We start from the raw sequence: 24,402 nt of genomic DNA on the forward strand, positions 1-24,402 counted from the left end.
CTGCCCCGCATCGCCACCAACCACCCCCACTTCGCCACCATGAACCACTACATCCACGCCGTGATCTTCGATTGCGACGGCACGCTGGTCGACAGCGAACCGCTGGGCCTGCAGGCGCTGCAGGAGCATGGCGCCCTGCATGGCCTGCCACCGGCTGCGGCCGACGCACTGGCCCGGCACAAGGGCGCCAGCATGGCGACGCAGATCGCCTTCGTGCAGCAGCACGTGCCGGAGCCGTTGCCGGCCGACTTCGAGCAGACGCTGCGTGCGCGCATGGCGCAGCTGTTCCGAGAGCGCCTGCAGCCCATGGCCGGCGCGCACGAAGTCGTCGCCGGCCTGGCCATGCCGTGCTGCGTGGCCACCAACGGCCCGCGCCACAAGACAGAGTTGACACTGGGCCTGTGCGGCCTGTTGCCGCTGTTCGAGGGGGCGATCTTCAGCGCCTACGACATTGGCCGCTTCAAGCCTGCTCCCGATCTGTACCTGCACGCGGCCGCCGCGCTGGGCGTGGCGCCCGAGCACTGTGCCGTGGTCGAGGACAGCCTGCCCGGCATGCAGGCCGGCCTGGCGGCGGGCATGACGGTGTTTGCCCTCGGCACGCACGAGGAGGAACTGCCGCCTAATATCGGCCCGCACGTCGAGCGGATTGCCAGCCTGCGGGAACTGCCCGGTCGGCTGGCCACCCTGTCAGCGCGCGGCGGCTGAACCACAAGGAGACTCCCGATGCATTCCACCGACCATTGCGCCGTGCCCTCTTTCGGGCCCCCGTCCCTGCCAGGTCCCACACCGGTGTCACGCCGCACGGCGCTGCAGTGGGGCCTCACCGCTGCGGGCCTGGCCGCCGCAGGTGCCCCCGCCTGGGGCCAGAGCGCCTGGCCCACCAAGGCCGTGACGCTGGTCGTGGGCTACCCGCCGGGCGGCCAGACCGACTTCGCCGGCCGCATGGTCACCGTCGGCATGCAGAAGGTGCTGGGCCAGGGCGTGGTGATCGACAACAAGGCCGGCGCCGGCGGCAACATCGGCACCGACAACGTCATGAAGGCCGCACCCGATGGCTACCGCCTGCTGGTGGGCAACGGCGTCATCACGCTGAATCCGCACACCTACCGCAACACGGCCGTGGCCGATCCGCTGAAGCTGACGCCCATCGGCCTGCTGCTGCAGTCCGCGCTGGTGCTGGTGGTGCCGACATCGGTTGCCGCCAAGAACCTCGCCGAATTCACCGCCTGGGTGAAAGCGCAGGACCAGGCGGGCAAGGACATCGACTACGGCAGCGGCGGCCCCGGCAGCCTGACCCAGGTGGCCATGGAGATGTTCCGCGAGCGGATCGGCAAGCCCAAGATGAACCACATCCCCTACAAGGGCAGCAGCCTGGCCATGACCGACCTGATCGCCGGGCGCGTCAGCGCCATGTTCGACGCCGCCTCGGTGGTGGCGCCGTTCATCAAGTCGGGCCAGCTGCGTCCACTGATCGTGACCGGCGCCAAGCGCGTGCCGGCCTTCCCCGATGTGCCGACCGCGGCCGAGGCGGGACTGAAGGATTTCGAGCTGATCTCGTTCATCGGCCTGTACGGCCCGCCCGGCCTGCCCGCCGACATCGTGCAGAAGACCAACGCTGCGATGAACGCGGCCCTGGGGGACGCCAACATCCAAAAAGGCATCGTGGAACGCGGCGATGAGCCCGGTGGTGGCACGCCCGAGCAGTTGGCCAAGCTGACGCGTGACTACTACAAGCGCTATGGCGATATCGTGAAGGCCAACGACATCCGGGCCGAGTGAGCGGCGGCCCCCGGCGGCCCAGGCCGCGCGTTGGGGGCGCAGTATCGCGAAGTGCACAAAAGCGAAGTGCACAAAGACCGAAGCCGGGGCCATGCGCCCCGGCTTTTTTGTGGGTCGGCTCCCGACCGCAGCCGACGCCGGCGCTGCGCGAGCGCCGCACAAGTCCGGATCGATTGCATGCAAAGCGCTGGATTTTCAGCAAAGAGTGCAAAAACATCGTGCGATTTGGTCGATATAGCTTACATATCATTGACAAGAAAAATCCCACACGTGAAATAAGTCTTCTTAATCAGGGTGTTACAGATAAGTTACGAATTGGCCTATGGATTGCTATGTGTCTGGGCCGGTCATGGGGATCGGAACCAAGCAGGAGAACACATATGAGACTGAAAGCATTCGTAGTGGCGGCGGTGACGCTGACCACGGCAGCCCTGTCACAAGCAGCAGGTTTCGTCAACGGCGGCTTCGACGACGGGACGGCCACAGGCTGGACCATCGGCGGCGGCGACCGCAACGGCCAGAACCTGAGCACGATGAACCCGAGCGACTACCTGCCCGGTGGGTCTCTCTATAGCGCAGCGATCGCGACCACGCATTCGCAGGTGGTCAGCCCAGGTCTGGACCCGACCTTCGGCGCTTTGATGCCCAACATCGTCTACGGTGGCTCCCACTCGTTGCGCGTGGAGGACACGACGACCGGCGGTTACGTCTCCGTGGCCAGCCAGACGGTGACCAACTACACCGACTCGAACATCTTCTTCGCCTGGTTGGCGGTGCTCGAAAACGGTGGCCACTCGGCGCAGCAGTCGGCCGCGATGATCATCGAGCTGAAGGACTTGACCCGCGGTGACACGCCGATCTCGCGCATCTACAACGCCGTTGGCGGCGGTGGCGGTGTCGACAGCCGCTTCACCCAGGCGGGCAGCTACTTCTACACGGCGGACTGGCAGATCGAGAACCTGGTCATCGACGCCACGCGTCTGGGCAACGACTTCACGCTGACGGTGCTGGCGTCCGATTGCGGCCCGACCGCGCACGAAGGCTACATCTACCTGGACGGCTTCGGCGCCACGGCACCCCCGCCCGGCAACGACGTGCCTGAGCCAGCCACCGCGCTGCTGTGCGCCGCCGGCCTGCTGGGCCTGGTCGGCATGCGCCGCCGCAAGGCCGCTCGCTAAGCCGCCAGCGGCTGCACCCAGGGCCGGCCTGACCGGCCCTTTCCTTTCGGGCCTGGGCGGGCGAGCTGCCCGGGCCCCGCCGGCCGCGCGCATGTGCGGGCCGCGCATCCCCTCGGACCGAACTGGCGCGGCAGCGCTTTTTTCAGAGAGTCTTCCATGACCATGTCCCTGCACCGCACCCCTGGCGCCGCCCGTTCGCGGGTCTTCGGATCGGATTGTCTGGCGATCGTCCTGGCCACGCTCGCGCTGCTGGGCGGATGCCAGCGGCAGGGCGACTACGCCACAGCGGGCCGGCACTACCTGGAAGCCGGCAAGTACCGCGAAGCCGTCATCGAATTCAAGAACGCCGTGCAGGCCGAACCCGGCTCGGCCGTCGCCCGCGCGCAGCTGGCCGACGCGCTGGAACGCGTCCATGACCTGGCCGGTGCAGAGCAGCAACTGCGCAAGGCCGTCGAAGCCGGCGGGCCGGAGAACCTGCTGCTGCGAATCGCCTCCATCCAGCTCGATCGCACCGAGTTCGACAAGCTGGTCCGCGAGTTCAAGGACCGCCGGCTGGCCGACCGGCACGACGACAGCCGCTTGCGTGCGCTGGTGGCGATCGCGTATGTGGGCCAGAAGCAGCCCGCTCGCGCGCAGGAGCAGTTGCAGGACGCCGCGGACACGCCCGAGGTCACGCTGGCACGGGCGCAGCTGCTGGCCACCACCGGGCAGGTGGCCGAAGCGTTGGCGCTGCTGACAGCGCTTGGCGACACGACGCAGGCCGATGAACGGCTGCCGTGGTGGCTGCTGCGGGCCACTGCACGCCTGGCAGGCGCCGTCGGCGACCAGGCGCGCGCGCTGGACGCGATCCGGCGGGCGCACACGGCGGCGCCGTGGAACTGGGGCGTCACGGGCGAATACGGCGAAGCGCTGGTCCATGCCGGCAAGACCGACGAGGCCGCCGCCGTGCGCGACCAACTGCGCAAGCAGGCACCGAATTTTTTCTGGACGCACTATCTCGATGCCCTGCTGTTTGCGCGAGCGGGGCGTGTCGACGAGAGCCATGCCGCGGCATTGAGGGCGCTGGTCATGTCGCCGCACCACCTGCCGGTCGGCCTGCTGGCGGCCTCGGCCGAGCTGAGCAAGGGCGACCTGCTGCTGGCCGACAAGCGGCTGCAGACGCTGGCGCAGGAGCATCCGCGCTCACTGCCCGCGCTGCGCATGCTGGTGCAGAGCAAGATGCGCGGCCGCAAGCCGGACGAAGCCATGGCGGTCATCGGCCGCGGGCTGACGATCGCGCCACAGGATGTGGAGCTGTTGACCATGAAGGCCGACATCGAGTGGAAGCGCGGCGCGCGCAAGGAAGCTGCGCTCACCCTGGCCGGGCTGGCCGCCGCCCGGCCTGGCAATGTCGACGTGATGCTGGGCCTGGCCGAGGCCCGGGCCGGGCTGGGCGAGAAGCTGCAGGCCGCACGCCTGCTCGACGAAGCCGCCGCCGCGAGCGGCCAGGACGCGGGCCTGCGCGGCCGCGTCGTCGCGTCCGCCTTGCGCGTGGGTTATCTCGACCAGGCGCGCCGCCTGGCCGACCGGGGCCTGGCGCTGCTGCCCGAAGCGGCGCAGGCCCGGCTGACGCTGGCCGCCGTGCAGGCGGCGCAACGCGAACCGGCCGCGGCCTGGAGCACGACGCTGGCCGTGCTGGACCGCGAACCGGGCCACGCCGCAGCGCTGGTGGCCCTCGCGCCGATGGCCCGTACGCCAGCCCAGCAAGACGAGTTGCGCGCGCGTTACGCCCGGGCAATGGACGCCGGCCCCGCCAACGCGCAGGTGGTTCTGCAGTACGCCGCACTGCAGCGCAGCACGGAGAGCGCCGGCGTGCGCGCGGGTGTTGCGCCGCTGGCCATCCTGCAGCGCGGGCTGGCCGCAGTGCCGGCATCGATGCCGCTGCGCGAGGCGGTGGTCGAAGAGCAGTTCCGCGCCGGCCAGCACGACCTGGCGCTGGCGACAGCGCGCGCCGGCGCGGCTTTGGACGGCGCGCCGGTCCAGGCGCAGGCCCTGCAGGCCAGCGTGCACGAGCGCCTGGGCCAGACCGAGCCTGCGCGCGAGCTCTACCGCAAGCTGCAGGCCAGCCAGCCGCAGCGGCCGGAGTGGCGCCTGCGCCTGGCCCGGCTCGACGCCGCGGCCGGCCGCCGCACCGAAGCCGCCACGCTGCTGCGCACCCTGCTGAAGGAGCGCCCGTTCGACGCGACCATCTACCTCGAGCTGGCCGACCTGGCCTTGCCCAAGAACCCGGAGGAGGCGCTGTCGATCGCGCGCCAGATGGGCGAGCGCGAAGAGCTGAAGGGGGCGGCGCTGTTGCTGCAGGGCGATGTGCTGGCACGCACCGGCAAGACCGAGGCGGCGCTGGTGCAGTTCGACAAGGCCGCGCGCAGCGGCATGGAGCCCGCCGCCACGCTGCGCGTCGTGCGCACGCTCGACACCGCCGGCCGCACGGGCGCCGCAGATGGCGAGCTGGCCGGCGCCATGCGGCGTTTTCGGGGCAACACGGCGGTACTGGGTTTCGCCGCGCAGCGCGCGCTCGATGCGGGTCGCCCGCGCCAGGCGGTGGAGCTGCTGCAGCAACTGGCTGCCACCGCACCGAACAACCCGATGGTGCTGAACGACCTCGCCTGGGCGCAGGTGCTGGCAGGCAGCGCAGACGCACTGGCCAACAGCCGCAAGGCCATCGCCGCGCTGCCCAACAACGCCAACGTGCTCGACACGCTGGGCATGGCGCTGGCCCAGGCCGGGCGGCACGACGAGGCGATCGCGGCGCTGCGCGCAGCGACCAACCTGGCGCCCCTGGCGGTGCAGCCGCGCCTGCACCTGTCGCAGCAGCTGCTGGCCACGGGCGACCGGGCCGGCGCGCTGGCGGCGCTGCAGGCCGTGCCGGCCGGCCGCATGGACGACGACCAGAAGGCCACCTACGCCCAACTCAAGGGCGCGCTGGGAAGCTCCTGATGCACCACTTGCATTCTTCGCTGGCGGCGCCAACTGCTTTGGCTTAAGCTTTTCGAACACCCGCTACTCACGGAGCCTCCGATGTACCACTTCGCCGCTGCATTCATCTTTCGAATCTGAGCCGCCCCCCCGCGGCTCTCCCTTGTCCAGGGACCAGCCGCCGCTTCTTTTTTTTGTGCGGTCCGGTCCCACTCAGCAGTGAGACTGCCATGACCCGCAAGACCCCCATCCAGCATTACCGCAACATCGGCATCAGCGCGCACATCGATGCCGGCAAGACCACGACCACCGAGCGCATCCTGTTCTACACGGGGGTGAACCACAAGCTCGGCGAGGTGCACAACGGCGCCGCCACCATGGACTGGATGGAGCAGGAGCAAGAGCGCGGCATCACCATCACGTCGGCCGCCACCACCGCCTTCTGGAAGGGCATGGCAGGCGACTACCCGGCGCACCGCATCAACATCATCGACACGCCGGGCCACGTGGACTTCACGATCGAGGTCGAGCGCAGCATGCGCGTGCTCGATGGCGCCGTCATGGTCTATGACGCAGTCGGCGGCGTGCAGCCGCAGAGCGAGACCGTCTGGCGCCAGGCCAACAAGTACAAGGTGCCGCGCCTGGCCTTCGTCAACAAGATGGACCGCGTGGGCGCGGACTTCTTCCGCGTGCGGCGCCAGATCAGCGAGCGGCTGAAGGGCAACGCCGTGCCGATCCAGATTCCTGTGGGGGCCGAAGAAGGCTTCCAGGGCGTGGTCGACCTCGTGAAGATGCAGGCGATCGTCTGGGACGAACCCAGCCAGGGCGTGCTGTTCACCTACGGCGCCATCCCGGCCGCCTTGCTGCCGCTGGCCACCGAGTGGCGCAGCAAGATGGTCGAGGCGGCGGCCGAGGCCAACGAAGAGCTGATGGACAAGTACTTGAACGGCATCGAGCTGACCGAGGCCGAGATCAAGGCCGGCCTGCGCCAGCGCACGATCGCGGGCGAGATCGTGCCGATGCTGGCCGGCAGCGCGTTCAAGAACAAGGGCGTGCAGGCCATGCTGGACGCGGTGGTCGACTACCTGCCCTCGCCGCTGGACATCCCGGCCATTGCCGGCCATGACGAGCATGTGCACGAGACCGTGGTCGAGCGCCATCCGTCCGACGCCGAGCCGTTCTCGGCGCTGGCCTTCAAGATCATGACCGACCCTTTCGTGGGCCAGTTGGTGTTCTTCCGCGTCTATTCGGGCGTGGTGAAGTCTGGCGACACGGTCTACAACCCGGTCAAGGGCAAGCGTGAGCGCATCGGCCGCATCGTGCAGATGCATGCCAACGAGCGGCAAGAGATCGACACCGTGTACGCCGGCGACATCGCCGCGGCCGTGGGCTTGAAGGACGTGACGACCGGCGACACCTTGAGTGACCCGGCCAAGGTGGTGCTGCTGGAGCGCATGGTGTTCCCCGAGCCCGTGATCGCGCAGGCCGTGGAGCCCAAGACGCAGGCCGACCAGGAAAAGATGGGCATCGCGCTCAACCGCCTGGCGCAGGAAGACCCGTCGTTCCGCGTGCGCACGGACGAGGAATCGGGCCAGACCATCATCGCCGGCATGGGCGAGCTGCACCTGGAGATCCTGGTGGACCGCATGCGGCGCGAGTTCGGCGTGTCGGCCAACGTGGGCAAGCCCCAGGTCGCCTACCGCGAGGCCATCCGCAAGGTGGCCGAAGACGTGGAAGGCAAGTTCGTCAAGCAGTCCGGCGGCAAGGGCCAGTACGGCCACGTGGTGCTGAAGCTGGAGCCGCAGCCCGAGGGCAAGGGCTTCGAGTTCGTCGACGCCATCAAGGGCGGCGTGGTGCCGCGCGAGTTCATCCCGGCCGTGAACAAGGGCGTGGTCGAGGCGCTGAAGGCCGGCGTGCTGGCGGGCTATCCGGTGGTGGACGTGAAGGTCACGCTCACCTTCGGCTCCTACCACGACGTGGACTCCAACGAGAACGCGTTCCGTATGGCCGGCGCGATGGCGCTGCGCGAGGGCCTGCGCCGCGCTAGCTCGGTGCTGCTGGAGCCCATGATGGCGGTCGAGGTGGAGACGCCCGAAGACTTCATGGGCAACGTGATGGGCGACCTGTCAGGGCGGCGCGGCATGGTGCAGGGCATGGAAGACCTGCCCGGCGGCACCGGCAAGCTGGTGCGCGCCGAGGTGCCGTTGTCGGAGATGTTCGGCTACTCGACCACGCTGCGTTCGCTGACGCAGGGGCGGGCGACCTACAGCATGGAGTTCCGGCACTACGCGCAGGCAGCGAAGGATGTGGCTGAGAAGGTTGTGACTGCGCGGCATTGAGCTTGGCCAGCGGGCGCCTGCGCAAGAATGCGCGTATGCGGACTCGCTCCCCCTTCCTCTGGTGGCTGCTGGCCTGGGCGGTGCTCAGCGCCGCCGGCGGCGTGGGGTTGGCGCGTCTGGCGCTGGAGCGTGAACACACGGCCTTCGAGACCGACGCGCGCATCGTCCACCGGTTGCTGAGCCAGCGCGTGGTGGCGCACGACGCGGTGCTGGCCATGCTCGCGCTGCTGCAGCCGGCTTCGCAATCGCAGGCCGGCGATGCGCTGGCGCGCCTGCCCTCGGTGTACCCGCAGATCCTGTCGGTGAGCCGCAGCGATGCGGCCACGCCCTGGGCTGACGCAGCGCTGCGTCAGGCGCAAGGGCGGTCACGCGCCGAGAAGCGGCCGGCGCTGGCCGACGTGGATCTGGGCCAGGGCCGCTACCGCATGGTGCTGGCCGCCGAGCCCGCCTCTTACGCGCTGCAGATCGACATCCGGAGCATGGTGCCCTGGAGTGAGTGGCCGATGGCGCCGCAGGACAGCCCGGTGGCCATCGCGCTCGCACTGGGCGGCCAGCGGCTGGCGCTGCAGCCCGGCCAGCTCACGGACCGGGGCTGGTCCTACGATTTCCACAAGACGCTGGCCGCTGCCAGCCAGCCCTTCGATGTGGTGGCCGAGCGCACCGTGGGCTGGGCCGAGCTGCCCTGGGGCCAGATGCTGCTGCTGGCTGCAGCCCTGGCGGCAGTGCTGGCAGCAGCCCGCTGGCTGCAGCAGCAGGCGGCCGCGCGCCGCCGGGCCGAGGCGCTGCTGCGGCTGGGGCAGGTGGGCCGGCTCAACGCGCTGGGCGAACTGGCGGCCGGCATGGCGCATGAGCTGAACCAGCCGCTGACCGCGCTCTTGGCCAACACCCAGGCCGCGCGCCGGCTCATCGCCGAGGAGCCACCCGACGTCGCCACGGCGCGCGATGCCATGGGCCAGGCCGTGGCGCAGGCGCGCCGCGCGTCCGAGGTGGTGGGCCGGCTGCGCCGTGCGGTCGAGCGGCCAGAGCTGGGCGCGCAGCTGCAGGCGGTGGATCTGCATGCCGCTGTGGCCAAGGCGCTGGACCTGCTGGAGCCCGAAGTGCGCCGCCGCGACGTCGCGCTGCAGTGGGACGGCGCGGCCGGTGCCGTGCGCGTGCGGGCCGACCCGGTGGCGCTGGAGCAGATCGTGCATAACCTGCTGCAGAACGCCCTGCAGGCGCTGGACCAGACGCCTGCGGCTGGGCGCCGCCTGGCGCTGTCGCTTGCGCGTGAAGAGGCCGAGGGTGTGCTGGAGGTGCACGACAGCGGGCCTGGCTTGTCGCCCGAGGTGCTGCCCCACGTGTTCGAACCCTTTTTCAGCACGCGACCAGGCGGGCTGGGGCTGGGCCTGAGCCTGTGCGAGAGCCTGGCCAGCGGCATGGGCGGCAGCCTGAGCGCGGCCAACGCGACCCATCCGGCCAGCGCTGGCCACACAGCCTTGCGCGGCGCCGTGTTCCGCCTGCGCCTGCCGTTGGCCGAGGGGGTTGCTGCACCGGCCTCGCCCGGCCGGACGGACAGGCCCGCACCGCAAGCCGTCGGCCCCGAGGTTTCCCGGTGAACCCCGGCCCCAGCACGCCGCTGGTCCACCTGATCGACGACGACGCCGCCGTGCGCGAAGCGCTGGCGCTGCTGATCGCCACCATCGGCCTGCGCGTCGAGGCCTGGGCCGACCCGCTGGACTTTCTGGCGCGCTTTGACCGCCAGGCCATCGGCGCCATCGTGCTGGACGTGCGCATGCCCGGCATCGGCGGCCTGGCCGTGCTGCAGCGGCTGGTGGACGAGGGCGTGGACCAGCCCGTCATCCTGCTGACCGGCCACGGCACGGTGGAGATGTGCCGGCGTGCGTTCAAGTCCGGCGCGGCCGAGTTCCTGGAAAAGCCGGTGGACGACGAACTGCTGATCGAGGCCCTGCAGAACGCTGTCCGCCAGCACGTGCGCTCGCGCGAACGCCACCAGGCCGACCGCGCCGCGCGCGAGCGCTATGCCCAGCTGTCGCCGCGCGAGCGTGAGGTGCTGGGCCTGATCGTCGCAGGGCTCACGAACAAGGAGATCGGCCGCGCACTGGGCCTGTCGCCACGCACGGTCGAGAGCCACCGCGCGCATCTGTTCGACAAGCTGGAGGCCGGGTCGCTGGCGCAGTTGATCCGCGGCTACGCCAGCCTGGTCGATGCCGACGCGGCGTAGCGCCGTCGTCCTGTAGTCCCGCAGTCCCGTCATTGCGGCGTTCCGTAGTTCTACGGAGGGCTGGGCGTAGCCGCCCGCATGGTGGCGCAAGGGCGCTTTTTCTACAGTCACTGCACGGCGACGAACCCCGCGCCGCACCCTCTGAACAGACCGCACACACCATGAAGATTTCCGCCCTCCTCGCCGCCAGCCTGCTGGCCTTCGCCACCCAGGGCGCGTTCGCCCAGGCCGTGCGCACCGAGCGCAACATGTCGCTGGATCTGGCGAACCAGATCGCTGCCGCTGCCGTCGCCGCCTGCGCGACCAACGGCTACGCCGTGGCCGCGACGGTGGTCGACCATGCCGGCGGCGTGCGTGCCGTGCAGCGCGCCGACAACGCGGGCCCCCACACCCTGGCGTCCAGCCAGCAGAAGGCCTGGACCTCGGCGTCCGCCAAGAGCCCGACACAGGCCATGATGGAAGGCGCGCAGAAGAACCCCGGCGCGGCCAACCTGGTCCATTTGCCGGGCTTCTTGCTGCTGGGCGGCGGCGTGCCGATCAAGGTCGGCAACGAGACCATCGGCGCCGTCGGCGTCGGCGGCGCGCCGGGTGGGCATCTGGACGAGCAATGCGCCGTGGCCGCCATCGCCAAGGTGCAGGACCTGCTGAAGTGAAACGCCTGCTCGCGGTCGGCCTGCTGGCCTCGGCTTTGGGCGCTCTTGCGCAGACCGCGCCGGGCGCCGACGAGGCAGCGCGCTACACAGGCCTGTTGGCCGCGGCGCAGCGGGGTGATGTGGCGAAGCTAGACCGGCTGCTGGCCGCCAAGTCCGACACCCGGGCGCGCGACAGCCATGGCCGCACTGCCCTGCATGTCGCCACGTTCGCGCGCGAGCACGCGGCCATCCGCCGCCTGGCCGCAGCGGGCGCCGACCTGAACGCGCTGGAGCACGACCGCTACGACGCCGTCACCATTGCCGCAGTGGCGGGCGACGAGGACACGCTGCGCCTGCTGCTGTCGCTGGGCGCCAGTGCGAAGCAGGTCACCAGCCGTTACGACGGTACGGCCTTGATCGCCGCCGCGCACCTGGGCCATGCCGGTGTGGTGCAGCAATTGATTGCGGCCGGCGCGCCGCTGGACCATGTGAACAACCTGCACTGGACGGCCGTGATCGAGGCCGTGGTGCTGGGCGATGGTGGCCCGCGCCACCAGCAGACGCTGGCCGCGTTGATCGCGGCGGGCGCCAACCTGCAGCTGGCCGACCGCCAGGGCCACACGCCGCTGGCGCTGGCCCGTGCGCGCGGCTTTGCGGCCATGGTGGCGATGCTGGAGCGGGCGGGAGCGCGGTGAACGGCTCACTTCGTGGGTTGAACAGCGCGCAGGTTTCTGGGCGCTCCACCCACCATTCGCCTGAACTCACAAGTGCTTGCAATTGATACAGAGCGGCGTCCTTTGCGTTGCGGATGGTTTGCACGATTCGGCTTTTTGCGTTTGCCTCCGCGTCGCAGGATGCCGCGAACGAGAGGAGGATTCCGATGCAAGCCTTTCCCACCGGTCGCGCCGCCTGGCTGGCTGCCGCCTTGCTTTCATGGCAGCCCGTAGCCTGGGCCCAGGCAACGGGCTGCCATGCCGAGAACACCGTGCATGCGGATGTTGTGGCCATCGACATGCCCATGGTGTTCAACCGGCTCGGCGCGCAGAACGTCAACTGGCAGATGTATGCGCTGCGGCATGACCTGGTGGTGCGCGAGCCAGGCAAGGCGGCGCGCCCAGCCGACGAGGCCGATCTGGAGGCCGCGCGCCAGGCGCTGCGGCTGAAGCGCCAGCCAACGGTCACGCTGCGGCCCGACCTGCGCCCGCGTCCGCTGGTGCTGCGGCTGGCGGCCGGCGAGTGCCTGCAGGTGCGGTTCACGAACCTGCTGAGCACCATCTCCAACCCGTTCGAGGCGCACAAGCGGCCACTGCTGGCCGCTGATCATCCAATGGACCAGCGCTCGGACGATCCGAACATGGACATCGACGACCAGGTCGCCAGCCGGCGCGTGGGCTTCCACCCCAACGGCTTGCAACTGGTGGGCAGCATCGCGTCGGACGCCTCGCATGTCGGCGTTAACTCGTCCAGTTTGGCCGCACCGGGCGAGAGCAAGACCTACACCTTCTTCGCGCCTGCCGAAGGCAGCTTCCTGGTCACCAATCCCGGTGCTGCGTTCGGCGGTGAGGGCACGGCCGGCACCAGCGGCACGGGCCTGTTCGGTGCGGTGGCGGTGCACCCGATAGGCGGGCGCGCGTACCGGGGGCAGGTGACGGAGGAGGAGCTTCGGCTGGCGACCCGACTGCGGACCGACCCAGTCTTGGTCGGGCAAAACGTGAAGGCTTGCGCGCACGACCAGCAGCGCGCCTGCACCGCCGAGGGCGACAGCCCGGGCCAGCCCATCGTCAACTACGAGGCCCGCTACCCCGTCGGCGCGCCGTGGTCGAAGGAGGGCAAGGCCGGGCTGCCCATCCTGGCGATGCTGGACGTCCGCAACGGCGTGCGCCGCGTGGTGCATGGCGACGTCAACGCCATCGTCATTGGTCCGAACAAAGACGGTGGCTTCCCGTCCAGCACCTATCCGCTGGAATCCACCGGCGTCACCAATCCCAGCCTGCCGAACCGGCTGGAGCCGTTCCGCGAATTCGTCAGCGTGTTCCATGACGAGAACGCCGCCGCCCAGGCCTTCCCGGGGCTGTTCGAGCACCCGGTGCTGGGCCACACGCTGCACGGCGTGCGCGACGCCTTCATGATCAATTACGGCAGCGCCGGTGTGGGCGCCGAGGTCGTGGCCAACCGCCTCGGCGTCGGCCCCATGAGCGACTGCGTGGACTGCGCGTTCGAAGAGTTCTTCCTGTCGTCGTTCACTGTGGGCGACCCGGCGCTGTTGGTCGACAAGCCTGCCAACCTGGGCCTGGAGCAGCTGGTGCCTGGCGAGCAGAAGACGGTGCGGGGCGAAGCCACACCGGACCTGGTCGGCGTGAACCTGCATGGTCACTTTGCAGACGGTGTGGAGTCGCAGCTCAAGAAGCTGGCTGAAGATCTGGACAAGCGCATGCCCGGCGTGCCGCTGCGCGGGCCCAAGGCGGAGAAAGCCTACTACCCGCACGACCCTGCCAACGTGCACCACAGCTACATCGGCGACTTCGTCAAGTTCCGCAACCTGCACACCGGCAAGGAACAGCACATCTTCCATCTGCACAACCACCAGTGGCTGTTCAACCCCAACGACGACAACTCCAACTACATCGACGCGCAGGCCATCGGACCAGGCTCGGGCTATACCTATGAGATCGCCTTCGGCGGCTCGGGCAACCGCAACAAGAGCGCGGGCGATGCGGTGTTTCACTGCCACTATTACCCGCACTTCGCGCAGGGCATGTGGTACCTGTGGCGCATCCACGATACGTTCGAGGCGGGCAGTGCTCTGCAGGTCAGCCAGGGTGCGCCTGATCGCATCCACCGCAAGCCTTTCGGGTTGGCCGACGGCACACCGGCCAAGGGCGCCCGCGCGCTGCCCGACGGCGAGCTGGTGGCCGGCACCCCGATCCCGGCCGTGGTGCCGCTGCCGGGCAAGGCGATGGCGCCCATGCCAGGCGCCGTGCAAGTCAAGCCCAACCCGGCCAAGTCGATCCACAACCGCCAGCCCCTCGGTTCTCTGGCCGACGTGACGGACCGGGCGCGCAACCCGGGCTACCCGTTCTTTATCGCCGGCATCGAGCACACCGTGGGCTCGCGCCCGACCACGCCGCCGCTGGACATGGACCGCCGCGTGGGCGGCGCCGATGGCGGGGTGCCGCGCCATGCGGTCTACGGCTACTCGGCCGGCAGCGAGTCCGAGGACAGTTTCACGCGGCTGGACGCCAGCAAGAAAGAAAAGAAGGCCAAGCCGCAGTACTTCGACGAAGCCGGCACCGAACTCGAGAAGCTCGCCATGGAGTTCCACGAAAAGCCGTCACATTCCAGTGTGGCGGTGCTGCCCGGCGGCGCGGTCCAGGCGGCACGGTTCGAGACCAACGGCGGCAAGCGCGTGGCCGGCGCGCCGTTCTTCGAGCCCTGCATGGACGACCGGCGCCAGACGCTGACCGCCGGAGCGCCTGGCCACTACTACGGCAGCGACGGCAAAACCAGTCTGCCAGGCAAGAGTGACTTCAACGCCGAGACGCCTCGCATTTACAAAGGCGCCAACATCCAGCTCGATGTGACCATCAACAAGCTGGGCGACCACTACCCGCAGCAGCGCATCTTGACGCTGTGGGAGGACGTGGAAGCGACGCTGGCGACAGGATTCCGCACGCTGCCTGGGGCAGACAGGGTTCCGAATCCGCGCCCGCCCGAGCCGCTGGTCATGCGCATGAACACCTTCGATTGCGCGCGCTACCTGCACACCAATCTCGTGCCCAAGGAATACGAGATGGACGACTACCAGGTGCGCACGCCTACCGACGTGATCGGCCAGCACATCCACTTGCCCAAGTGGGACCTGCCCTCGGCCGACGGCTCGGCCAACGGCTGGAACTACGAGGACGGCACCTTCTCGCCCGGCATGGTGCGCCAGCGCATTCATGCGATCAACAAGTGGAATGAAGCCAACGGGTATGCAGTGCCCAACCCCTACACCGGCCAGGCCAAAGACCCTTTGAAGCCGCAGCCACACTATTACTTCGGAACGCTCGGTTTGGTCGATGACAAGCCGGGGGCGTTCCAAGGCAACATCCCCGATCGATACGCCGAGGCCAAGAACTGTTCAGAGGCTTGGGACAAGTACGGCTACGACGTTTTTCACAACCGCGACGCCTCCGGCCTGGGGCGCCCCGGCGTGTGCGACTGGCTGGGCGCCCGCACCACCATCCAGCGCTGGTTCTCCGACCCCATCGTCAACAAGGAGCATGTGCACCGGGGCCTGGGCATCACCTTCACGCACGACCACCTGGGCCCGTCCACGCACCAGCAGGTGGGGCTGTACGCGACCATGCTGACCGAGCCACCGGAATCGACCTGGGTACACAACGAGAGCAACGAATTGCTCTACAACCGCAACCAGCCCGCGCTGGTGGCCTGCAACGACCTGGACCCGAACACCTGGGGGCCAGCGCGTCGCTGCGACGGCGGGCCGACCAGCTGGCAGGCAGTGATCCGCTCGGCCAATGAGAAGGAACACGAATCGCACCGCGAATTTTTCCTGCAGTTCGGCGACTTCCAGCATGCGTACCGCAAGTCCGAGTTCCGGGGACTGGACGCGCGAGGCATGCTCGTGCCCAAGGACGACCCGGCCAACCAACAGGCCTTCCGCAAGGCCGTCACGCCATCGTTCCGCAAGCCGTCCTCGCCGAACTTTCCCGATGTCGTGGCGTTGCCTGATACCTGCCCCGGCGGCGTGAACCAGGAACATGCGACGACCTTCGACCTGAAGCGGCGCAAGGCCGACGACAGCATCGAGAGCTACCCCGCCGCCAAGCTGCCGGACCGTGTGCCAAGGCCGTGCCCTGAGATCATCTCGGCCGATGACATCGGCACCATGGTGGTCAACTACCGGCAAGAGCCCGTGGCCGCGCGCGTGCTGAACCTGGACGGCAACACGGTGGACATGCCCGGTCCCGGGCAGGCCAAGCAGTCCATCGGCGGCGCTGGCGATTTGGCACTGGCGTTCAAGAGCCGGGTCGATCGGCAGATCGCGGCGCTGAACTTGGTGCATGGCGACACGCCGTACACCCCGCTTACGCACGATGTGCGCCCCGGTGACCCGTTCACGCCCATCCTGCGCGCGTACTCGGGTGACATGGTCCGCATCAAGATCCAGGCCGGCTCGCATGAGCACGAGCATACGGGCGCCATCAACGGACTGAAGTGGCTGCAGGCCGGCAGCGGCTATGGGCAGTCGCCGCATTCAGGCTGGCGCGGCTCGCAGAACATCGGCTTGTCCGAGCAGTTCACGCTGTCCACGCGCATCACCGACCACTGGTCCAACGACCTCCTCAACAGCACTGATCGGCTGTATGCCGTGGACACCAGCCAGGACGGGCTGTGGAACGGCGTGTGGGGTATGGTCCGCACGCTGGAGCGGCGCGATCCGGCGCCCGATGTCAACGCGCGCCAGCGCGACGACCAGGACCAGCTGGCGCTGCTGCCCGCCAACCCGCTGCCCACGTTGCTGTACGCGCCCAGCGCCCACAAGGGCGCGCCGCCTTCGGGCAGGCCGCATGTTGCCGTGCTGGGGCGGGCCGCATGCCCTGCCGGTGCGCGCGTGCGGGCCTACCACCTGGTGGCCGGCCTGGCCAACGATCTGCTGCCGCCAGCGGCCAACGTCAGCGTGCCGGCCAAGCGTGGCCTGCGTTCCGATGGCGGCTCGCTGGTCTACAACCCACACCGCAACCGCATCACGCTGCAGAGCTTTGCCAAGGACGAACTGCTCACGGGCACGACGCCGCTGCAGACCTCGGTGCTGGGCGTCGGGCCGCTGCACGGCCCGACGGCGATCCTGATCGTGCGCCATGAGGACATCGATGCGAAGACCTATCGGCTCAAGCCTACGGCGCCGCTCGAGCCGGTGGTGCTGCGCGCTGCCGCCGGCGAGTGTGTGGAAGTGCGGCTGGACAACCGGCTGCCGGTGGCGCGCCAGAACATGCCCGACCTGGCCGGGCACACCACGCTGAGCATGCTGATGCCCAAAAAGGACAGTACGGGCGAGAGCGAGCACGCCTCGTTCAACAACAACCATGTGCGGCCGTCCAACCGCATCGGTCTGCACCCACAGATGGTGCTCTATGACACGCAGCTGAGCGACGCATCGGCCGTTGGCTTCAACAGCGTGTCGCTGGCGCGGCCCGGCCACAGCGTTCTGTACCAGTGGTACGCGGGCGAACTCGCGCCGCAGCAGGCGGTGCCGCAATGCCTGCGCGAGGTCGAGGCCGGCAACTTCGACGACCTGGTCTTCTACCGCCGCCATGTCTACCGTGTCGACGAACGCCAGTTGCCAGCATGGCTGGCGCGGTCGTGGAAGGCCGTGCCTGGGGTCGAGCAGAGGCTGCTCGTGCGGCCGCCGAATCAGGGCTTCGACGTGGTGGCGTTGACGCGCAGCCTGGATGTGCTGCTGCGCGGCCAGGACGGCGCCATGTCGCCGGCGGACGACGACACCACCGATGCGCTGCGACTTGCCGCTGCGCGCGCGACCAGCGAGCGCCCAGGGCCGCGCCGCATCGCACTGAGCAACCGGGCCACCGTCGCACTGCAGAAGCTGCAGCCGGGATTGAAGGCAGCGGACCTGACTGTGCGCAGCGGCGCGCCGGCAGATTGGCAGGGCGTGAGCGCCGCCGACTACCACCGCTACCTCGCGAGCTTCCTGACCCAGCTCGGCAGCACGCTGGACACCGATGTCAAGCGGCAGGAAGTGGTGGCGTGCCTGCACGACCTGCAGCCTAAGGCCGTCGCCCAGTTGGCCGAGCCCGCGCTGCGCGCGCAGGTGGCCGCGCTGCAGCGTGTCGAAGGCGGCACGGTGCTGGCACCCGACAACGTGCCGACCTATCCCGACGCGGCCGCTTTCGACAGCCTGCAGGCACTGCGCGCGCGCCTGGGCGGGGACGCGGGCGCTCAGGGCGTGCTGCCACTGCGCTGCGCCACGCCGCTGCACGAGCCGATCGTGGCCAGCCTGAAGTCGGCCCTTGCCAGCACCAGCCCGCGGCTCACGGTGACTGCGCGCAACAGCCTGCTGGCGGCGCAGACGGCTGAGCGACTGGACGCGCTGGCCGCCCGGCTGGCGCTCAGTGCCGTGTTCCTGGCGCCCGGCGTGGACGACGATGCCGACCCGGACGGCGGTGCGCACGACTATGCGGCGCTCGAGACACGGCTGCTGCGCGAGCAGGAGAACGCGGGCCGCCCGCTCGACGCCGCCACGGCCACTGTGCAGCGCCTGCGCGCTGCGGGCGCCAGCGGGCAGGATGTGCGCCAGCCACTGGCTCGCGCCGAGTCCGAACTGCGCGTGTTGCATGAGAGCCAGGCGTTGCGCCAGCGGGAGCTGGAGGCGCTGAAGACATGGCGGGGGAACTGGAGCAAGCACAAGCCGATCGACGCCAGAACGACACGCCTGCTGCAAGCGGATCCCTGTGCCTATGCTGACATCGAGTTCGGTGGCACCAACCTCTCGCCACCGGACCGGATCAAGCAGGGGCAGAAGGCGGCCGTCGGTGCGCTGGTCATCGAACCGCGTCGCAGCCTGTGGCTGGAAAGCGTGGACGACAAAGCCCCCGACCGGCAGAACGGCGGCCCAGCGCGCGCTACGCGGGCGACGGCCGATGTCTACCACCCGGCGCACGACGAGGAGGGCAAGCCGCAACTGCACTACTTCCGCGATCTGGTGACCGTGCATCAGAAGGGTCTGAACCTTCGCTACGGCACGCGTGCACAGGGCCGCTCCTCCGCCGTGGGGCCGCTGGCCGCGGAGCGCGAGTCCGACCGCATGCCGTTCGAGCGCTTCGCCCCGGAGGACGCGCACGATGCCGGGCAGATGGGCATCAACTACGCCAGCGAGCCGCTGTGGTTCCGCTTCGGCATCGACCCCTCGGCCGACTTCGGTGCGGGCCCCTCAATGAACAGTGAATCCACACCCGGCAGCCCGGTGGCGCACAAGGGCGAAGGCTTCGGTGCGCTGGAGCATTCCCACGAGGGCTTTGCCGACACCTGCTGCACGTCGCCCGGCGCCGGCGCGCCGATGCAGCCGCAGCTGCTACCGCCGCGCGGCAGCCACCTGCAGGGCGCGCCCGCGACACCGGTGTTCACGGTGCCCGCATTTGCGCAGGCGAGATTGCGCATGCTGATGCCCACCGGCGTGGGCCGCGGCAGCACCATGGCGCTACACGGCCATGGCTGGCTGCGCGACCCGTACCTGAGCGACCCTACCCTGCAGCACCCTATGCCGGACGGCGCGCTGGGCCCGAAGCTGCACGAGATGCCGTTGTACCGACGCCCCGGCCCCGCCGTGCGGCTGCAGGGTGGCCTGCACTTGGCCAGTTCCGAGCCGGCGTCCACACTGCGCACGCACAGCCAATGCCAAGGCCGCAACGCGTTGGGCATGTACACCGGCGCGCAGGACAGCATCTCGCCGAGCGCCCATTTCGACTGGTTGCTGGAGAGCGCGGGCGGCTTTCAGGGCACTGCCGGCGACTACCTGCTGCGCGACATCGGCGGCTTCGGTGTCACCAGCGGGCTGTGGGCGACGATGCGCGTCGGCCCACGTGCCGTGCCACTGCGCCTGCGCCATGGTCTGAGGACCTCATGCCAATGAGGCCGCGCCTGTTCCTGCACAGGCGCGTGCTGGCGAGCGTGGCGGGTCTGCTCGCCGCCTCTGTGCTCGCAGCACCCCCGGCGTGGCAGCACCAGCTCGACCAGGACGGCCTGCGCGTCACGCTGAGCCTGGAGCCTCTGGACGCGGCCGGCCTGCGCGCCGGCGCCCCCGCGCGGCTGCGCGCCACTGTCACCGGCAGCGACGACGGCGCCCCGGTGCGCACGCTGCCCGGCATCTGGCTGGACGCGCTGCAGACCACCGACGCGCCGGCCGACGATGCGGCAGCCTGCCAGCGCCGCGTGGCCCGCTACGCGCGCGGCACCGGGCTGAACCCGCAGTCGCTGGCCGACCTGAACGGCTACGACGTGCTCGCGCTCAACGCCGACGCCAGCATCTCGGTGCTGGACCCGCGTGTGCAGTTTGCCGGCAAGACCAGCCTGCGCGCCACGCTCACGCTGCCCGGCCCGGGCTTCGACTGGGCGGCGACGCCGGACGAGCGGCTGCTGTGGGTCAGCGTGCCCAGCGCCAATGCGCTCGCGCTGGCCGATCTGGACGCGCTGCGCACGCTGCCGCCCATCGTGCTGCCGGGTGCGCCCGGCCGCGTGCGCGTGGAGCCTGGCGGCGCGCGCGTGTGGGCTGGCGTGTCGCAGGCGAGCCAGAGTGCGGCGGGCGGGGCAACGTACCGTGCGCCGGGCAGTGCCGTGCACGCTGCAACCGGCGGCATTGCCGTGGTCGAAGCTGCCGCGCCGCACCGCCAGCACTGGCTGCCGCTGGCGCGTGGCCATGTGGAAATGGCCTTCGACCCGGCCGGCTGGGTGGCTGTTGCGCAGCGCGAGGCCGACGAGGTGGTGTTCATCGACCCCAACACCCTGCAGGTGGTGCGCCGCGCGCCGCTGCCGGCCACGGGCGGGCAGGGGGCGATGCCGCTGAACGTGGTGTTCGACGCGGCGGGGCGCCGTTTCGTCGTGGCCGAGGCGCGGGCCGGCGTGCTGCACGCCTTCGACCACCGGGGCCAGCCGCAGGGCACGTTGGCCCTGTCCAGCGGCATCGGGCCCATGCTGCTTTCGCCCGACGGCCGTTGGCTGCTGGTGGCCAACCCGGCGCGGCATCAGGTCGACGTGGTCGACCTGGCCTCCTTTCGCCATGCGCACCGCATTCCCGTCAGCGGTCGACCCTACGACCTCGGCGCCACGCCGGGCTATGCCTACGTGCGTGCACTGGACACCGAAGCGGTGTCGCTGATCGCCTGGCCTTCTCTGGCCGAGACGCCGCGCGTGCAGCCCATCGCCATGGGCGAGCGCGCGCCCGGCCGCACGCCGCAGTTGCCGCTGGCCGCGCCGCAGGCCGCGATGACGGACGGCAGCGGCAGCTTCATCGCCAGCCCCGGCGACAACGCCATCTACTTCTACATGGAGGGCATGAACGCGCCCGCCGGCAGCGTCTCGGCGCGTGGGCACGAGCTGCGTGCCGTGCGCATCGCGCGGCGCGGCTTGCGCGAGACCACACCCGGCGTGTACGAGGCTCAGTTCACGCTGCCGGCCGCCACGCAGCTGATGTTGGCCGTGGCCACCGAATCGCCACGCACGCGCCAGTGCACCGCGCTCAGCCTGGCTGCGGGACCGGCCGCGCCAGCGCCCGGCTGGCAGCTGGCCTGGGAGCAGTTGCCGGTGGCGCACGGGGTGCTGGCGCTGCGCATCGACGGCACGCCCGACGACGCACTGCCCGCCGCCGTGTCGCTGCGTCTGTTCCAGCCGGGCGCGACCGGCGTGCAGGTGCTGGCGCGCGCGCAGGGTCAGGGGCGCTACCGGGCCGAGCTTCCTGCCCTGGCGGCCGGCCTGTGGTACGTGCACCCCAGTCCGCCGCCCGGTGCCCGCGCGCATTGGGGCTACACCAGCTTTATCCGCGCCGCTGAGGCGCCATGACGCATCCCATGACCATGTCCATCAGCCGCCCTGTCAACCGCCCGATCTCGGAACCGATCAGTCGCCGCCGCTGCCTGGCGCTGGCCGCTGGCACAGCCGCGCTGGTTGCCGCGCCAGCCTGGCCCGCCAGCCCGACGGTGCCCGACAGCCTGCTGCTGCACCGCGACGGCCGGCCGCTGCGGCTGCGCAGCGACATCTGGCGGGACCGATTGGCACTGGTCAACTTCGTGTTCACCACCTGCACCAGCATCTGCGGCGTGCAGTCGGCCATGTTGGCGCAGTTGCAGGAGCGGCTGGCGCCACGGCTGGGCCGCGATCTGGTGCTGATCTCGCTGTCGATCGACCCGCTCAACGACGACCCGCCTCGGCTGCAGGCCTTTGCCAGCCGTTTCGAGCCCGGGCCGCACTGGTGGTGGCTGACTGGCCGGCCAGAGGTGATGTTCCGCACGCTGGACGCGCTGGGCGCAGATGGCGGCGGCGACCCGAGCGCGCACGGCCCGCTCTGGCTGGCAGGCACCGCCCAGGCGCCGCGGCGCATCGTGGGGCTGCCGGACATGGCGCAGCTCGAACAGGCGCTCGCGCCAGGTCGGGGGCGGTCATGAAGGTGGCGCGTGGACGAGGAGAGGCCGTCACGGGTCACGAGCGCAGCTGCGCCGAAGGTGCCGCAGACACGATGAGCAGGCGCACCGCGATGCACGCCCTGTGTCTCGGCCTGGTGCTGCCGGCCGCGCTGTGCGCGACCGCGCAGGACGACCCCGCGTCGCAGCGCGGCGCACGCGGCAAGGCCTGGTTCACCGACACGCCCCTCGTCGACCAGGACCGCCGCCGCCATGCCTTCTTCAGCGACCTGCTGGCGCCACGCGCGGTGCTGGTCAACGCTGCGTTTGTCGGCTGCTCCTCGGCCTGCCCGCTGCTGACCCAGCAACTCATGCAGGTGCGCGATCTGCTGGGACCGCGCTTTGGTACCGACATCTGGTTCCTGTCGATCACCGTGGACCCGCTGAACGACGGGCCGGACGAGCTCAAGCGCTTCGCGCAGCGCCAGGGCGCAGACGTGCCGGGCTGGCGCTTTCTCGGTGGCCAGCCGGCCGATGTGCAGCGCGTGCTGTCGCGCCTGGGCCTGTGGGTCGACACGCCGGACGCCCACCAGACGGGCCTGATTGCCGGCCGCGCCGCATCCGGGCACTGGGCCAAGCTGCGGCCCGATGGCAGCCCGCAGGCGCTGGCGCAGCAACTGCAGCGCGTCCTTTGAGCGGGCTTGCTCTGACCCGGACCTCGCAGCAGGCGAGTCTGTGGAGCACCGTGATCCGCTTGCGGCTCCCGACGGTGGCCCTGCTGCTGGCCGCCGGCTGCGCCCAGGCCGTGCACGGCAACCAGGCCAGCCAAGGTGGTCAAGCCGACTCAGGCCCTTCAGCCAATCAGAGCGCTCAGGCGACCGAACCCCCAGGCCGGGCGTTGTACGAGCGCGGCGCCGGCTTGTCGGCCCGCGTCGGAGCCGACGGTGGCTGGGTGCTGCGCGATGCGGCCGTGGCCTGTGCCAACTGCCATGGCCTTCAGGCCACCGGGGGCGGTGAAGGCGGGCAGCGCGCGCCGGACTTGCGCTGGCCGGCCTGGTCGTCACCGGACGAGAGCGTGCGCGCCCAGGCCCGCACGCGCCTGGCGCGAGCGGTGCGCGAAGGCCGCGCAGCAGACGGCCGCGTGTTGGCCGCAGCCATGCCCCGCTTCGACATCGACGAGGCCGCGCTCGGTGTCTTGGCCCACCATGTCGAAGCCCTGGCCACGCAGGGCGCGCCACGCGTGCTCCCGCGCCTAGCGCTGCTCCGCATGGCCGGTGCCTCGCCCATCGAGCGCGACGTGCAACAGCGCCTGCGCGCCTGCTTGGCGGAACGCCTGCAGGGGCGGGCGCGGTTGGAAGAAGTGGAGGCCGCAGATCCCGCCGAAGCCGCGCGGCAATGGCGTGATTGGCAGTCCCAGCCTGATCTGCTCGCCGCGCTGGCCCCGGTCTGGCGCGGCTGGCGGCCTGAGGCCGGCGACGCACCGCCGCTGCCGGCGCTGTTCCCGCTGGTGGCCGACCCGCAGGCGATGGCGCCGGCCGGCACGCATTGGCTGTTCGGCGGCGCCGAAGCCCGCAGCGTGGCGTTGCTTGACGCCTGGCTGCAACGACGCCCGGCTGCGGCGCCGCTGGCGGTCTGGGTCGGACCGGGCGCGCAGGGCCATGCCCTGGGCGCGGCGCTGGCCCGGATCGCCGCCACCGTGCTGCTGGCCAGCGGTCAGCGCCTGGAGTGGCGGCGCCTGGCCACACCGCAGCTCCGGGCCGGCGAAGCTGGTCTGTGGCTGGACGAAACCGCCGCACCCTCACCCGGCTGGTGGTTGCAACCCCTGGCCGACCTGCCGGCCCCCGGTGCGCGGCGCTGGCGCGCCCATCCGTATCCCGGCACACCGCCGCGCCCGCTGGCCCAGCGTTGGGCCGAGGCCGCCTGCCTCAGCGCCGACGCCGCGTTAGGCGACGGCGCTCCGGCCACGCGCGCGCAGTGGCAGCAGGCGCTGGCCCGGCAGGGGCGCTTGCGCGCCGAAGGCGGCTGGGAATGGCAGTTGCCGCGCGACGATGCCGCCGGCTACGGCGCCTCCACGGCCTGGACGGTGCTGGAGTTCAGCCCGGACCAGCCGCCGCGCGTGGTGCTGCCGATGGTCAGCATCGACCGGCCAGCCGGCGGGCGATGACC

At 70.3% G+C, this 24,402-nt stretch carries 14 protein-coding genes; all 14 read left to right on the forward strand.

Translation table 11 applies throughout. The features are described 5' to 3' along the window. The first annotated feature begins 39 nt into the window (after nucleotides 1-39). The 14 genes from AC099J_RS02875 (at nucleotide 40) to AC099J_RS02940 (ending at nucleotide 24,400) form a co-directional block, all read left to right on the forward strand. On the forward strand, nucleotides 40-705 hold the full coding sequence (locus AC099J_RS02875; RefSeq protein WP_479613683.1) for an HAD family hydrolase: 666 nt from the start codon (nucleotides 40-42) through the stop codon (nucleotides 703-705). 18 nt (nucleotides 706-723) lie between these two features. After that, nucleotides 724-1,779 (forward strand): Bug family tripartite tricarboxylate transporter substrate binding protein, encoded by a 1,056-nt coding sequence (locus AC099J_RS02880; RefSeq protein ID WP_479613684.1) that lies wholly within the window; start codon nucleotides 724-726, stop codon nucleotides 1,777-1,779. Nucleotides 1,780-2,159: 380 nt separating this feature from the next. Beyond that, on the forward strand, nucleotides 2,160-2,957 hold the full coding sequence (locus AC099J_RS02885) for a PEP-CTERM sorting domain-containing protein (RefSeq protein WP_479613685.1): 798 nt from the start codon (nucleotides 2,160-2,162) through the stop codon (nucleotides 2,955-2,957). A gap of 156 nt (nucleotides 2,958-3,113) precedes the next feature. Further along, on the forward strand, nucleotides 3,114-5,933 hold the full coding sequence (gene prsT / locus AC099J_RS02890; protein ID WP_479613686.1) for an XrtA/PEP-CTERM system TPR-repeat protein PrsT: 2,820 nt from the start codon (nucleotides 3,114-3,116) through the stop codon (nucleotides 5,931-5,933). A gap of 209 nt (nucleotides 5,934-6,142) precedes the next feature. Then, complete coding sequence (gene fusA / locus AC099J_RS02895; RefSeq protein WP_479613687.1) at nucleotides 6,143-8,251, forward strand: elongation factor G; 2,109 nt, start codon at nucleotides 6,143-6,145, stop codon at nucleotides 8,249-8,251. A gap of 35 nt (nucleotides 8,252-8,286) precedes the next feature. Beyond that, the gene (locus AC099J_RS02900) at nucleotides 8,287-9,846 is read left to right on the forward strand and encodes a sensor histidine kinase (protein ID WP_479613688.1); all 1,560 of its coding nucleotides are present in this window, start codon (nucleotides 8,287-8,289) and stop codon (nucleotides 9,844-9,846) included. Continuing rightward, on the forward strand, nucleotides 9,843-10,472 hold the full coding sequence (locus tag AC099J_RS02905; protein WP_479613689.1) for a response regulator transcription factor: 630 nt from the start codon (nucleotides 9,843-9,845) through the stop codon (nucleotides 10,470-10,472). The genes AC099J_RS02900 and AC099J_RS02905 overlap by 4 nt, the downstream gene beginning before the upstream one ends. A gap of 161 nt (nucleotides 10,473-10,633) precedes the next feature. Continuing rightward, nucleotides 10,634-11,125, forward strand: coding sequence for a GlcG/HbpS family heme-binding protein (locus AC099J_RS02910; protein ID WP_479613690.1), 492 nt, complete (start codon nucleotides 10,634-10,636; stop codon nucleotides 11,123-11,125). Continuing rightward, the gene (locus tag AC099J_RS02915; RefSeq protein WP_479613691.1) at nucleotides 11,080-11,799 is read left to right on the forward strand and encodes an ankyrin repeat domain-containing protein; all 720 of its coding nucleotides are present in this window, start codon (nucleotides 11,080-11,082) and stop codon (nucleotides 11,797-11,799) included. The genes AC099J_RS02910 and AC099J_RS02915 overlap by 46 nt, the downstream gene beginning before the upstream one ends. 185 nt (nucleotides 11,800-11,984) lie before the next feature. Further along, nucleotides 11,985-19,757 carry a hypothetical protein gene (locus tag AC099J_RS02920; RefSeq protein WP_479613692.1) on the forward strand — a complete coding sequence of 2,591 codons (7,773 nt, stop codon included), beginning with the start codon at nucleotides 11,985-11,987 and terminating at the stop codon, nucleotides 19,755-19,757. Next, the gene (locus AC099J_RS02925) at nucleotides 19,754-21,679 is read left to right on the forward strand and encodes a hypothetical protein (RefSeq protein WP_479613693.1); all 1,926 of its coding nucleotides are present in this window, start codon (nucleotides 19,754-19,756) and stop codon (nucleotides 21,677-21,679) included. Before AC099J_RS02920 ends, AC099J_RS02925 begins: the two co-directional genes overlap by 4 nt. 8 nt (nucleotides 21,680-21,687) lie before the next feature. After that, nucleotides 21,688-22,281 carry an SCO family protein gene (locus AC099J_RS02930; RefSeq protein WP_479613694.1) on the forward strand — a complete coding sequence of 198 codons (594 nt, stop codon included), beginning with the start codon at nucleotides 21,688-21,690 and terminating at the stop codon, nucleotides 22,279-22,281. Between the two features lie 71 nt (nucleotides 22,282-22,352). Further along, the gene (locus AC099J_RS02935) at nucleotides 22,353-22,931 is read left to right on the forward strand and encodes an SCO family protein (protein WP_479613695.1); all 579 of its coding nucleotides are present in this window, start codon (nucleotides 22,353-22,355) and stop codon (nucleotides 22,929-22,931) included. Further along, on the forward strand, nucleotides 22,928-24,400 hold the full coding sequence (locus AC099J_RS02940) for a hypothetical protein (RefSeq protein ID WP_479613696.1): 1,473 nt from the start codon (nucleotides 22,928-22,930) through the stop codon (nucleotides 24,398-24,400). Before AC099J_RS02935 ends, AC099J_RS02940 begins: the two co-directional genes overlap by 4 nt. Nucleotides 24,401-24,402: the final 2 nt, after the last annotated feature.

It is taken from the genome of Rhodoferax sp. RT4P68, from assembly GCF_056521305.1.

Excerpts from the sequence above, each read along its gene's own strand:
- AC099J_RS02880 (WP_479613684.1), top strand. The coding sequence starts at position 724 with ATGCATTCCACCGACCATTGCGCCGTGCCCTCTTTCGGGCCCCCGTCC.
- fusA (WP_479613687.1), top strand. The coding sequence starts at position 6,143 with ATGACCCGCAAGACCCCCATCCAGCATTACCGCAACATCGGCATCAGC.
- AC099J_RS02900 (WP_479613688.1), top strand. The coding sequence starts at position 8,287 with ATGCGGACTCGCTCCCCCTTCCTCTGGTGGCTGCTGGCCTGGGCGGTG.
- AC099J_RS02925 (WP_479613693.1), top strand. The coding sequence starts at position 19,754 with ATGAGGCCGCGCCTGTTCCTGCACAGGCGCGTGCTGGCGAGCGTGGCG.
- AC099J_RS02935 (WP_479613695.1), top strand. The coding sequence starts at position 22,353 with ATGAGCAGGCGCACCGCGATGCACGCCCTGTGTCTCGGCCTGGTGCTG.
- AC099J_RS02885 (WP_479613685.1), top strand. The coding sequence starts at position 2,160 with ATGAGACTGAAAGCATTCGTAGTGGCGGCGGTGACGCTGACCACGGCA.
- prsT (WP_479613686.1), top strand. The coding sequence starts at position 3,114 with ATGACCATGTCCCTGCACCGCACCCCTGGCGCCGCCCGTTCGCGGGTC.
- AC099J_RS02915 (WP_479613691.1), top strand. The coding sequence starts at position 11,080 with ATGCGCCGTGGCCGCCATCGCCAAGGTGCAGGACCTGCTGAAGTGAAA.
- AC099J_RS02910 (WP_479613690.1), top strand. The coding sequence starts at position 10,634 with ATGAAGATTTCCGCCCTCCTCGCCGCCAGCCTGCTGGCCTTCGCCACC.
- AC099J_RS02930 (WP_479613694.1), top strand. The coding sequence starts at position 21,688 with ATGACCATGTCCATCAGCCGCCCTGTCAACCGCCCGATCTCGGAACCG.
- AC099J_RS02920 (WP_479613692.1), top strand. The coding sequence starts at position 11,985 with ATGCAAGCCTTTCCCACCGGTCGCGCCGCCTGGCTGGCTGCCGCCTTG.
- AC099J_RS02875 (WP_479613683.1), top strand. The coding sequence starts at position 40 with ATGAACCACTACATCCACGCCGTGATCTTCGATTGCGACGGCACGCTG.